The sequence below is a fragment of the Microvirga roseola genome (assembly GCF_020866965.1).
Lineage (GTDB): Bacteria > Pseudomonadota > Alphaproteobacteria > Rhizobiales > Beijerinckiaceae > Microvirga > Microvirga roseola.
Genome location: NZ_JAJATX010000042.1, coordinates 26,218 through 35,869, shown reverse-complemented (window position 1 = coordinate 35,869; position 9,652 = coordinate 26,218). Strand labels below are relative to the sequence as shown.

Sequence of the window (9,652 nt, the reverse complement as noted above, 5' to 3'; positions counted from 1 at the left end):
ACAAAGCCAGGACCGGACCGACAGCCCTTCCGCCAAAACCCGGCGTGAAGACGCTCTCCCCTGCCCTTTCTCCCAAAACTCGTTTCATCAGATCGGATTGGCTCGCATGTTTCTCTACGACCTGCTTCAGGACCCCGCGATCCTCCCCGGCGACGACCCGGAGGCCGTCGACGTGCCGGATTTCGTGCGGCCGGATTATCCCTTCGACCTGCCGCCCTACCGGCGCGCCTTTTTCGCCCGGGTCTTCGACGCGGCGGGCGTGCCGCAGCATTGCCCGGTGGCCGAGTGCCGCCGCACCCGGCACTGCCAGGGCAGCGACGGCCCGCCCTGCTACCGGGCCGACCGGGATCGCCTGAACCGGCTGCTGTTCCGGGTCTGGGTGGCGAGCCGGCTGATGAACGAGCAGGGCATCTTCGAGGTCGCCGCGCAGCTCGAGCAGGAGCTCGGGGGCCCGCCCCTGAAGCTGCCGGAAGGCCATCCCGCCATCGCCCTCTCCGGCGGCGACCGCAGGGGAGCGCCGCGCCGACGGGGACGGTAAGGCCCGGAAGGCGGGGCCGGAGGCGTTCGCCTTGTTTGCCGTTGCCTCCCAGCCCGTCCCGTGCTCGCCTGCGCACACCCGCGACTCATCAGGAGTTTCTTCATGGCCGACCTCTCCGCCTACCCCATCGTCCGCCGCTGGCCCGCGCAGCATCCCGACCGGCTGCAGCTCTATTCCCTGCCGACGCCGAACGGCGTGAAGGTCTCGATCATGCTGGAGGAGACGGGGCTTCCTTACGAGCCGCACACCATCAATATCGGGCAGAACGAGACCTGGACGGAGGAATTCCTGTCGCTCAATCCCAACGGCAAGATCCCGGCGGTCATCGACCCCGACGGGCCGGGCGGAAAGCCCTTCGGCCTGTTCGAATCCGGCGCGATCCTGCTCTATCTCGCGGAGAAGACCGGCAAGCTCCTGCCCGCCGATCCGGCGCGGCGCTACGAGACCATCCAGTGGGTGTTCTTCCAGATGGCGGCGGTGGGGCCAATGTTCGGCCAGCTCGGCTATTTCCACAAATTCGCCGGCCGCGAGATCGAGGACAAGCGCCCGCTCGAGCGCTACCGCGCCGAATCCAAGCGCCTGCTCGGCGTGCTGGAGACGCGGCTTTCCGGCCGCGACTGGATCATGGGCGGCGAATACACCATCGCCGACATCTCCCTGCTCGGCTGGGTGCGCAACATCGTGGGCTTCTACGGCGCGGGCGAACTCGTGGAATACGAGACGCTGAAGAATGTCCCCGCCTGGCTGGAACGCGGCCTTGCGCGGCCTGCCGTGCAGCGCGGCCTGGAGATCCCCAAGCGGCCCTGATGCGGCTCCCGGAGCGGGCGTCATCACGTCCCTGCGAGGCCCGGCAACCTGTCTGCAAGGGAGGCATTGGCTCCCTATGGAAGGGCGCGCCGCCACCCGGCGCGTCCGCAGACATCGAGGAGACGTTCGATGAAACGCACGATTCTCGGCGCCGCAGCGCTGGCCTTCGCCTTCAGCACCGCAGGCGCCATTGCCCAGACGAAGCCGAGCCCTCCGCCCGTCCCGGGTCCGGAGCAGCGCTGGCCCGAGGCCAACCCGATCACGCCGGGCCCGCATCCGTCGGACGCCATGGCCGCTCCGGCGACAACGGGCTCCGTCGAGAGGCGTCTGCCGCGGCCGGCGCCGGATGCGAGCGGGTCTCAGGTGACCGCTCCCGAGACGTATCCGGACACCACGCCTCAATACACCACGCCTCAATAACGACGGGACCGGCCGCGGCTTCGCCGGACCGACCTCGAAACAAGCACAACCGACCGCGCCATGCCCGGCGCGGTCGGTCCCGCCCTTCACACGACGGCCTCAGCGCCGCCCTTCATCTTCACCGGGATCATGAGGTAGCGGACCCCGTTCGCCTGGGCCGGCGGGAACCTGCCCGCCCGAATGTTGGTCTGGATCGAGGGCAGCAGCAGCCGCGGCGCCGCAAGCGTCGCGTCGCGCCTGTGGCGCATGGCGACGAACTCCTCCTCCGTCACCCCCTCCCGCGCATGGACGTTGCGCTCCCGCTGCTCCGCGCCCGTGGTCTCCCACGCATAGCTGTCGCGGCCCGGCGCCTTGTAGTCGTGGCACATGAACAGCCGGGCCTCGGGCGGCAGGGCCATGAGCCGCTTGATCGAGCGGAAGAGCTTATGCGCATCCCCGCCGGAGAAATCGGCGCGGGCGGTGCCGAAATCGGGCATGAACATCGTGTCGCCCACGAAGACCGCATCCTCGACCTTGTAGGAGATGTCGGCCGGCGTATGGCCGGGCGTGTGCAGGACCTCCACGTCCAATACGCCGATCGTGAAGCGCTCGCCGTCCTTGAACAGACGGTCGAAGTCGCGGCCTTCCGTGTCGAGATCGGTGGCGTTGAAGATCGGGCGGAAGATGCGCTGCACGTCCTTGATGTGCTCGCCGATGCCGATCTTCGCACCGGTCTTCGCCTTGATGTAGGGCGCGCCGGGGAGGTGGTCCGCATGGGCATGGGTCTCGAGCGCCCATTCGATCGTGTAGCCCGCCTCCGCCGCCGCCTTCAGCATCACCTCGACCGAGCGCGTATCCACCGTGCCCGAGTTGTGGTCGTAGTCGAAGACCGGGTCGATGATCGCCGCCTTCTTCGTCGCCGGATCGGCGACCAGATAGCTGACCGTGTTGGTGGGCTCGTCGAAGAACGCCTGGATGATGGGTTGGCCTGACATGGTTTCAAACCTCCTGTTCGGCCTGACTGGCCGCTGTCCTTGACAACATATATTAGCAAATGCTAAATAACCAGTGTCTTAAATAAAGGGGCAACCGGTGGCACAGCCGATCTTCGATCCGGACACCTTCGAGACAAAAGCCAAGGAGGTCGCCGACATCTTGCGGGCGCTCGCAAACGAGCGGCGCCTGATAATCCTGTGCAAGCTGGTGGAATGGGGCGAGGCGAACGTGACCACGCTCGCCGAGGCGGTGGGGCTGTCGCAATCGGCCCTGTCGCAGCATCTCGCCAAGATGCGCGAGGAGGGTCTCGTCACGTTCCGACGCGAAAGCCAGACGCTCTGGTACCGCATCGCCGATCCGCGGATCGAGCAGCTCTTCGCCACCCTGCACGGCCTGTATTGCCGCACGGCCTGATGACCCGAACCTGGAGAACGACCATGACGCTTCCCTCAATCTCCCCCGTCGACGCCAAGCGCCTGTTGGACAAGGGCGCCATCCTCGTCGACATCCGCGAAGCCGACGAACATGCCCGCGAGAAGATCCCCGGTACGCGGCTGATGCCCGTTTCCAAGCTGGACGAGGCCGAGATCGCCCTCCACGAGGGCCGGCCTGTCCTCTTCCACTGCCGCAGCGGCGCACGCACGCAAGCTCATGCGCAGCGGCTGGCACGCAAGGTGAACAATGGCTGCGAAGCCTTCATCGTCGAATGCGGCATCGAGGCCTGGAAGAAGGCCGGCCTGCCGGTGGCGGCCGACCGCCGCCAGCCGCTCGAACTTCAGCGGCAGGTGCAGATCGCGGCCGGCAGCATGGCGTTCCTCGGCACGATGCTCGGCCTCCTGGCCTCGCCCTGGTTTTTCATCGTGCCGGCTTTCGTCGGCGCAGGCCTGACGGTGGCGGGCGTCACCGGCTTTTGCGGAATGGCCCGCATCCTGAAGCAGGCCCCCTGGAACCGCGCGGTCTATTTGCAGCCCAAGCCGGTGCAGACCGCCTAAGGCTTCGCCGATCACCGGAGGAGAGAAACATGGTGCTGTCCCTCGTCCAAGGCGCTCTCGGGCTCGCCTCGGGCTCCCTGGTCGGATTTTCGCTCGGCCTCGTGGGCGGGGGCGGCTCCATTCTCGCCGTGCCGCTGCTGGTCTATCTCGTCGGCGTCTCTCCGCCCCATGTGGCGATCGGCACGAGCGCCGTCGCGGTGGCGGCCAACGCCGCGGCGAACCTCCTCAACCACGCTCGCGCCGGCCACGTGAAATGGCGCTGCGCCCTTGTCTTCGCGGCTGCCGGCATGGTCGGAGCCTTCGGGGGCTCGAGCCTCGGCAAGATGGTGGAGGGCGAGAAGCTCCTCGCCCTCTTCGCCGTGCTGATGCTCGTGGTCGGGGCGCTCATGCTGCGCGGACGAAGCGGCGGAGGCGAGGCCTCCGTTCGCCTCGGTCGCGACAACGCTTTCAAGCTCGTCGGAGCCGGCCTCGGAGCGGGAGCCCTCTCGGGTTTCTTCGGCATCGGCGGCGGCTTTCTCATCGTACCCGGTCTGATCCTGGCGACCGGAATGCCGATCCTCTATGCCGTCGGCTCCTCCCTCGTTGCGGTGACGGCCTTCGGCCTGACGACGGCAGCCAATTATGCCCTCTCCGGGCTGATCGACTGGCCGCTTGCCGCCCTGTTCGTTGCAGGCGGCGTGCTGGGCGGACTGCTCGGCACAAGATCCGCCAAGGTGCTGTCCACCCGCAAGGGAGCGCTCAATACGGTCTTCGCCGCTCTCATCGTTGCGGTCGCAATCTATATGCTCATCCGCAGCCTGAATCTCATGTAAGCCCGGAGCTGCAAGACAGAATCACGATGCGAAAACTGTGAGCGCATGAGCAGGGACATGAGCCGGATCGTCTGTATCGGCGGGGCGACCGTCGATCGCAAATACCGCGCAAGCGAACCTGTCCGGCCAGGCACCTCGAACCCCGTTGCTTCGGAGCGCTCCTTCGGCGGCGTAGCCCGCAACGTGGCAGAGAACCTCGCCCGCCTCGGCGTGGAGACCTCGCTCGTCTCCATCGTCGGCGATGACGAGAACGGCCGGGCAATCCTGGCGGCGCTTCAAAGTCTCGGAATCGACCCGCGCGGCGTCGCGGTGGCGGCGGACCGGACGACGGCCGAATACGTGGCCGTGCTTCATCCCGACGGGGAACTGGCTCTCGGGCTCGCCGACATGTCGATCTTCGACGGATTGACGCCTGCCCTCCTGAGCGAGGTCTGGCCCGGTCTCTCGCAGGGCTCCCTATTCGCCGACTGCAACCTGCCGGCGGAGACCCTGCGCGAACTCATCGTCCTCTGCCGCCGACAATCGCTGCCCCTGGCCATCGATGCGGTCTCGGCCCCGAAGGTGATGCGCCTCCCGCGCGACCTGACCGGCATCGGCACGCTCTTCCTGAACCTGGACGAGGCGCGGGCTTTTCTCGACAGCCCCGGCATTCCGTCCATCGAGGCGGTGGAAGCCCTCCTCGATCATGGCGCCGCCAGCGTTGTCCTCACCCTCGGCCCTGCCGGGCTGATCGCGGCGGCTCCCTCGGGCGCGGTGAAGATCGAGGCGGTCAAGACGGAGATCGTGGATGCGACCGGTGCGGGCGATGCGCTGATCGCCGCCACCCTCGCCGCCCAGTTGCAAGGCCGCAGCCTCGAGGAGGCGGCACGGACCGGAACCGCCGCCGCGGCGCTGACATTGCAGAGCCGGCAGAGTGTCCGTCCGGACCTGTCGCCCGCCTTGCTGGACCGGGCCCTGCTCGCCTGATAGCTGTCCACCATTCACCGGAGTCCCCCATGAGCCAGACCGCCCTCGCCTCTCCCCTCGACATCGCACCCGAGGTGCGTGAGACCCTCGACCGGAGCGGTGCAGTCGTGGCGCTCGAGTCCACCATCATCACCCACGGCATGCCCTACCCGCAGAACGTTGCGACGGCGCGCGAGGTGGAGGCTGTGGTGCGGGAGAACGGAGCCATGCCGGCGACGATTGCGGTGATCGGCGGACGCATCAAGATCGGCCTCTCGCCCGATGAGCTGGAATGGCTCGGCACAGCCACGGACGTGATGAAGCTCAGCCGCGCCGACCTGCCCTATGCGGTCTCGTCGAAACGCCACGGAGCCACGACGGTCGCCGCCACCATGATCTGTGCGCATCTCGCAGGCATCCGGGTGTTCGCGACCGGCGGCATCGGCGGCGTTCACCAGGGCGTCGAGGAGACCATGGACATCTCGGCCGATCTCGACGAACTCGCGCGCACGCCCGTCGCGGTCATCTGCGCCGGAGCCAAGGCCGTTCTCGACCTGCCGCGCACCCTCGAATATCTCGAAACCCGCGGCGTGCCGGTGGTGGGATACGGCACGGACAGGTTCCCTGCATTCTGGAGCCGCACGAGCGAGCTGTCTGTTCCCCTGAGGCTCGACAGCCCGGAGGCGATTGCAGATCTCATCCGCACGAAGGAGGCGCTCGGCCTCGGCGGCGGCACCCTCGTCGCCAATCCCGTCCCGCAAGCCGATGAAATTCCGGCAAGCGAGATGAGGACTTTCATCGAGACGGCTATCGCACAGGCGAAGACACGCGGCATCGCAGGCAAGGCGGTCACGCCCTTCCTGCTCTCCTATCTGTTCGAGCTGACCGGCGGGCGGAGCCTTGCGACCAACATCGCCCTCGTCAAGAACAACGCGGCCCTCGCCGCACAAGTTGCAACGTCGCTGCGCTAAGGCGATGCCGCGCGCAAATAGGCGATGAGATCCGCCCGCTCGGACGCGTCATCGAGACCGCGCCAGTCCATCGAGGTTCTCGGCACGACCTCCTCGGGCGCAGCAATGAAGCGGTCGAGCAGCTCCTGCGACCAAACTTCCTCGCGGGCTGCGAAGGCCTGCATGGCGGGCGAGTAGTCGAACCCCTCCTGCGCTGCGATGGGACGGCCGAGAATCCCGGCGAGATTCGGACCCTGCAGGTTCGTCTCGCCGGGTTGCACCGAGTGGCAGGAATAGCAGTACTGAAAGACCCGCTCGCCCCGCGCAGCATCGCCTGCGACGGCCGGGAGCGGGGCTCCGAGCAGGAGGGCCGCAGCCAAGACGCGAGGCAGGGAGCTCACCGGCTCGCGCCGGTGCGGATCACGACGAGCCGGTCGATGCCGGATTCCGGCAGCCAGACCTCTCCTGGACGACCGAGAATCTGGCGAACGTTTCCGCCCGTCTGCGAGGCCGGGAACGTCCTGAAGGTCTCCGTCTCCGGGTCGAAGGCATGAACGGCGTCGCCCCCGAAATCGGACACCCACACCACATCGCGCTCGTCCACATAGACCGCATAGGCCTTGGGATTGTCGCCCGGCAGCCTCCAGGCTTCCCAGGTCTCGCTTTGCGGATCGTACGGGGAGAGCTGGCCCGAGTTCCATTCGGAAATCCAGAGACGCCCCTGGCTGTCGGACCAGACCCTCCGCGCGCCCTGGTTGGGTGTCGGCGGCTCGATCACCTGCGCCTCGCCGGTTTCGGTATCGGTCTTCGCGAGATAGCTGCCGGCGAGCGACACGTAATAGACGTCGCCTTCAGGGGTCGACGCGATGCCGTAAGGCCCTCGCCCCTCGGGCGCTTCGAAGACCCGCATGTCGCCGGTTTCAGGATCGAGACGGCCATAGATTCCGTTTTGCCCGGTGAACCAGTGGATGCCGTCTCCGTCGAAGGCTCCGGTATTCAGATTGGTGTAGCCGGTCTCTTCCGGCAACGGCCAGACCTTCACGTCCTCGGTCTTCGGGTTGTATCGGACAATGGCGTTCTGCCCGCCATCGGTAATCCAGGCAGCCCCGTCCGGCCCCTGGATCACGCCGTGGGGCGCAGATTTCGGCCCGAGCGCCACCTCTCGCACCTCTCCGGTCTGCGGGTCGAGGATGCCGAGCGCTCCCTTTCGCTGGGCCGTGTACCAGACCTTGCCGTCCGGAGCCGGCGCAACATCATGGGGGCGCGAGCCCTCAGGCACCTGGTACACCTGCCTGTCCTGGGCGAACGAGGATGCGGAGGTGACGGCGAGAGCCGCCGCAGCAAAGGCAAGCGAGCGGAGAAACGAGGTCATGGACAGTCCTCCCGATTGTCGCTTGAACCTTACCGAACGTTTGTGTCGCCTTTGGAGTGAGCAAGCTCGGAGTCAATCAAAGAGCCGCGATCAGCATTGGGCGACGCCTCGATATCGCGCTCGACCTCGACCGCTATCTTGCGCTCGACCTCCCCCTCATCGCCCGCCCTCCGGCGGCCAAGCTGCGCCAGCGCGGGGGACCGCCCGTAGAGTACGAGGGTATCGGCGGGTTGGATGCGCGTATCGCCTCGGGGAGCGCCCTCGTAAAGGCCGTCCGCGCGGGCAACGCCCAGGACGAGGACGCCCTCCTCGGGCAGGCGCAGATCCTGCAGCTTCCGGTCGGAAAGCCAGCTGCCCTCCCTCACTTTCAGCTCCATGATCGCGTACTCGCCTGCCAGATGGAGCAGCCCCGCATAGTCGCGGGTATCGAGATCGGTGTAGCGTTTGAGGGCCCGTGCAATCGCTCGCGACATCCAGTAGCCGATCCAACGACTCCGGGCGATGAACCAGACGGCAGCCACTCCCCCGATCAGGACCAGCAGCCGGGACCAGCCTTCCTCGCGTTCCTCGACACTGACGAAGGACAGCATCAGGGTCGAGGCGGCCGTCACGAGACCGGCGCTGCGCAGGAACATGAGCGTGCTGATGATCCGCCGCCTGACCGGATGACCAACGACCTGCTCGGATTCCGTCGTGGTGAAACCCGTGCCAGTCCAGGCCGAGCGCGCCTGGAAACGGGCCGTCTCTCGCGACAGCCCGGTGAGGATCAGGGCCTCGGCCGCGATCCTGACGATAATCAGGGACAGAAGCAGAACCAGGATCAGCGTTGCGACGGCTACCATGCGGGCGCTCACCTCCATCGTGAAGCCAGAGTTTGAAAGGCTCCGGACGCGGCAAGGTTCCGCTTTCGGCCCAGGACAAACGGCTCTGCTTGCCGCTGATAGAACAAGTCGCGCTGCGGTGCGTTGGCCTAGCGCTCTTTCGAACCGGAACGACAGGAGAGGTGGATGATGTCACAGTTCAAGCTTTTAGCCGTTGCGCCCTTTGTTGTCTTTGGCCTTGCCGCCTGCGGAGATGACGAGGTTGCGCAGCAGCCCACTGAACCGACGGTGGCAGAAGCTCCACCGGTCACGCCTCCCGCCCCAGTAACACCTCCGGCCGAAACCGTGGCCGGTCCACCAGCGGTCACTGACACGCCCACTGTGCCTCCGGCCGATGTTGTGGTGGTTCCTCCGCCCGAAGGCACCAGCCCGGCCGCAGAGCCTGCTCCCGCGGATGTCGCGGCTCCGTCTGCGGCCCCCGCCCCTGCGGATGTCGCAGCCCCGCCCGCGGAGCCGGCCCCTGCGGACGTGGCCGCAGCCACACCGCTTGGTACGAATACGACCGCACCGCCTCCGACCGAGCCGGTCCCTGAGCCGAATGCCGCCCCACCTGCAACCATGACCATGCCTCCGGCCGTGGCGACAGCGCCCCAGGAGCTACCCGCCGGGACTGGCGCGGTGACTGCGCCAGGCGCCGATCTCCAGCGCTATGTGGGCCGTCCCTTCGCCAGCGACGCTGTGGTGCTGACGCTGGCGCGGGGCGGCACCTTCGAGATGACGGACAGCCAGGGCGGCAGGCAGGTCACCGGCCAGTACTCCATGGCCGAGGGTATCGTCACCTTCCAGAATCCGCAGGGCAACACGGGCGAGGCCTCTTTCCCCATGAGGTGCCGTCTCGTTGAAGCGGGCGAAGGGTTCACCCTTGAGCCGGTCGAAGGCTCCTGCATCTTGCTGGAAGGTCAGACCTTCCGTCCGCGAGGCTAGGCGGAACCCTGCCATTACGGCGGCGTTGAACCGGGT

General features: G+C 67.1%; 13 protein-coding genes. 9 read left to right on the top strand and 4 right to left on the bottom strand.

Annotated elements, in window-relative coordinates:
- The first annotated feature begins 106 nt into the window (after nt 1-106).
- The 3 genes from LG661_RS18440 to LG661_RS18430 all read left to right on the top strand — a co-directional run bounded on the left by LG661_RS18440 (nt 107) and on the right by LG661_RS18430 (nt 1,765).
- A complete protein-coding gene (locus LG661_RS18440) occupies nt 107-538 on the top strand; it encodes a hypothetical protein (protein ID WP_230533346.1) in 432 nt (143 codons plus the stop codon).
- Nucleotides 539-640: 102 nt separating this feature from the next.
- Complete coding sequence (locus LG661_RS18435) at nt 641-1,345, top strand: glutathione S-transferase N-terminal domain-containing protein (RefSeq protein ID WP_230533345.1); 705 nt, start codon at nt 641-643, stop codon at nt 1,343-1,345.
- Nucleotides 1,346-1,474: 129 nt separating this feature from the next.
- Nucleotides 1,475-1,765 carry a hypothetical protein gene (locus LG661_RS18430; protein ID WP_230533344.1) on the top strand — a complete coding sequence of 97 codons (291 nt, stop codon included), beginning with the start codon at nt 1,475-1,477 and terminating at the stop codon, nt 1,763-1,765.
- Nucleotides 1,766-1,851: 86 nt separating this feature from the next.
- Here the strand turns inward: LG661_RS18430 and LG661_RS18425 are convergent, their stop codons facing one another.
- Nucleotides 1,852-2,739, bottom strand: a complete 888-nt coding sequence (locus LG661_RS18425; RefSeq protein ID WP_230533343.1) for an MBL fold metallo-hydrolase — start codon at nt 2,737-2,739, stop codon at nt 1,852-1,854.
- Between the two features lie 97 nt (nt 2,740-2,836).
- Here LG661_RS18425 and LG661_RS18420 point away from each other — a divergent pair, with 97 nt between their 5' ends.
- From LG661_RS18420 to LG661_RS18400, 5 genes are read left to right on the top strand one after another with little or no spacing between them, the layout of a single operon-like run.
- A complete protein-coding gene (locus LG661_RS18420; RefSeq protein WP_230533342.1) occupies nt 2,837-3,154 on the top strand; it encodes an ArsR/SmtB family transcription factor in 318 nt (105 codons plus the stop codon).
- A 23-nt stretch (nt 3,155-3,177) separates the two neighbouring features.
- Nucleotides 3,178-3,732, top strand: a complete 555-nt coding sequence (locus tag LG661_RS18415) for a rhodanese family protein (protein WP_230533341.1) — start codon at nt 3,178-3,180, stop codon at nt 3,730-3,732.
- 29 nt (nt 3,733-3,761) lie between these two features.
- Nucleotides 3,762-4,544: a sulfite exporter TauE/SafE family protein gene (locus LG661_RS18410; protein WP_230533340.1), complete on the top strand. Its 783-nt coding sequence runs from the start codon at nt 3,762-3,764 to the stop codon at nt 4,542-4,544.
- 57 nt (nt 4,545-4,601) lie between these two features.
- Nucleotides 4,602-5,510, top strand: coding sequence for a carbohydrate kinase family protein (locus tag LG661_RS18405; RefSeq protein ID WP_230533339.1), 909 nt, complete (start codon nt 4,602-4,604; stop codon nt 5,508-5,510).
- 29 nt (nt 5,511-5,539) lie between these two features.
- Nucleotides 5,540-6,460: a pseudouridine-5'-phosphate glycosidase gene (locus tag LG661_RS18400; RefSeq protein WP_230533338.1), complete on the top strand. Its 921-nt coding sequence runs from the start codon at nt 5,540-5,542 to the stop codon at nt 6,458-6,460.
- On the opposite strand, the gene LG661_RS18395 is transcribed toward LG661_RS18400, so the two are convergent.
- From LG661_RS18395 to LG661_RS18385, 3 genes are read right to left on the bottom strand one after another with little or no spacing between them, the layout of a single operon-like run.
- Nucleotides 6,457-6,840 (bottom strand): c-type cytochrome, encoded by a 384-nt coding sequence (locus LG661_RS18395; RefSeq protein WP_230533337.1) that lies wholly within the window; start codon nt 6,838-6,840, stop codon nt 6,457-6,459. The two genes, LG661_RS18400 and LG661_RS18395, sit on opposite strands and share 4 nt — an antisense overlap.
- A complete protein-coding gene (locus LG661_RS18390) occupies nt 6,837-7,811 on the bottom strand; it encodes a Vgb family protein (protein WP_230533336.1) in 975 nt (324 codons plus the stop codon). Before LG661_RS18390 ends, LG661_RS18395 begins: the two co-directional genes overlap by 4 nt.
- A 29-nt stretch (nt 7,812-7,840) precedes the next feature.
- A complete protein-coding gene (locus tag LG661_RS18385; RefSeq protein WP_230533335.1) occupies nt 7,841-8,653 on the bottom strand; it encodes a TrkA C-terminal domain-containing protein in 813 nt (270 codons plus the stop codon).
- A gap of 165 nt (nt 8,654-8,818) precedes the next feature.
- Between LG661_RS18385 and LG661_RS18380 the strand changes: the two genes are divergently transcribed.
- Nucleotides 8,819-9,616 carry a hypothetical protein gene (locus tag LG661_RS18380; RefSeq protein WP_230533334.1) on the top strand — a complete coding sequence of 266 codons (798 nt, stop codon included), beginning with the start codon at nt 8,819-8,821 and terminating at the stop codon, nt 9,614-9,616.
- The last annotated feature ends 36 nt before the right edge of the window (nt 9,617-9,652 follow it).

Excerpts from the sequence above, each read along its gene's own strand:
- LG661_RS18380 (WP_230533334.1), top strand. The coding sequence starts at position 8,819 with ATGATGTCACAGTTCAAGCTTTTAGCCGTTGCGCCCTTTGTTGTCTTT.
- LG661_RS18405 (WP_230533339.1), top strand. The coding sequence starts at position 4,602 with ATGAGCCGGATCGTCTGTATCGGCGGGGCGACCGTCGATCGCAAATAC.
- LG661_RS18425 (WP_230533343.1), bottom strand. The coding sequence starts at position 2,739 with ATGTCAGGCCAACCCATCATCCAGGCGTTCTTCGACGAGCCCACCAAC.
- LG661_RS18390 (WP_230533336.1), bottom strand. The coding sequence starts at position 7,811 with ATGACCTCGTTTCTCCGCTCGCTTGCCTTTGCTGCGGCGGCTCTCGCC.
- LG661_RS18430 (WP_230533344.1), top strand. The coding sequence starts at position 1,475 with ATGAAACGCACGATTCTCGGCGCCGCAGCGCTGGCCTTCGCCTTCAGC.
- LG661_RS18400 (WP_230533338.1), top strand. The coding sequence starts at position 5,540 with ATGAGCCAGACCGCCCTCGCCTCTCCCCTCGACATCGCACCCGAGGTG.
- LG661_RS18435 (WP_230533345.1), top strand. The coding sequence starts at position 641 with ATGGCCGACCTCTCCGCCTACCCCATCGTCCGCCGCTGGCCCGCGCAG.
- LG661_RS18385 (WP_230533335.1), bottom strand. The coding sequence starts at position 8,653 with ATGGTAGCCGTCGCAACGCTGATCCTGGTTCTGCTTCTGTCCCTGATT.
- LG661_RS18410 (WP_230533340.1), top strand. The coding sequence starts at position 3,762 with ATGGTGCTGTCCCTCGTCCAAGGCGCTCTCGGGCTCGCCTCGGGCTCC.
- LG661_RS18415 (WP_230533341.1), top strand. The coding sequence starts at position 3,178 with ATGACGCTTCCCTCAATCTCCCCCGTCGACGCCAAGCGCCTGTTGGAC.
- LG661_RS18440 (WP_230533346.1), top strand. The coding sequence starts at position 107 with ATGTTTCTCTACGACCTGCTTCAGGACCCCGCGATCCTCCCCGGCGAC.